This window comes from Kineococcus glutinatus (assembly GCF_039542765.1).
Taxonomy (GTDB): domain Bacteria; phylum Actinomycetota; class Actinomycetes; order Actinomycetales; family Kineococcaceae; genus Kineococcus_A; species Kineococcus_A glutinatus.
Genome location: NZ_BAABIL010000884.1, coordinates 847 through 1,471, shown reverse-complemented (window position 1 = coordinate 1,471; position 625 = coordinate 847). Strand labels below are relative to the sequence as shown.

Sequence of the window (625 nt, the reverse complement as noted above, 5' to 3'; positions counted from 1 at the left end):
GCCTCGACGACGCCACCTGCGAGCGGGCGCGGCAGCCGGCGCTGGCGGCGCTGGCCGGCCGGGCGCGGCTGCGGCGCGAGGAGCTGCTCGCGGCGTGGCAGGCGGCGGGCCTGGACGTCGGCGGGGGCCGCGGCTACCACCTGCTGCACCACCTGGCCGTCACCGGTGACGTCTGCCTCGGGCCGCTGGCGGGCGCCGAGCAGCTCGTGGTGGCGGCCGCGACGTGGATCCCGCGGCCGCGGCGCCTGGAGCGGGAGGAGGCCCTGGCGGAGCTGGCGCTGCGCTACGCCCGCAGCCACGGCCCCGCCACCGCCGCGGACCTGGCGCGCTGGGCCGGTCTGCCGGTGGGTGACGCCCGGGCGGCGCTGGCGCTGGCCGCCGGACAGCTGGAGCGCGTGCGCGTCGACGGCGTGGAGCACCACCTGGACCCGCGCACCCCGCAGCTGCTGGCCGAGCACCGCGCGGAGGCGGCCGGTGTGCTGCTGCTGCCGGGCTTCGACGAGCTCCTCCTCGGCTACGCCGACCGCAGCGCCACGCTCGACGCGGCGTTCGCCCCGCTCGTGGTGCCGGGCGGCAACGGGGTGTTCCGGGCGACGGTGCTGGCCGGTGGCCGGGTGGTGGGCAC

General features: G+C 80.3%; 1 protein-coding gene. It reads left to right on the top strand.

The features are described 5' to 3' along the window. A partial coding sequence (locus ABEB16_RS22335; RefSeq protein WP_345714348.1) for a DNA glycosylase AlkZ-like family protein occupies positions 1-625 on the top strand: 625 nt, incomplete at both ends.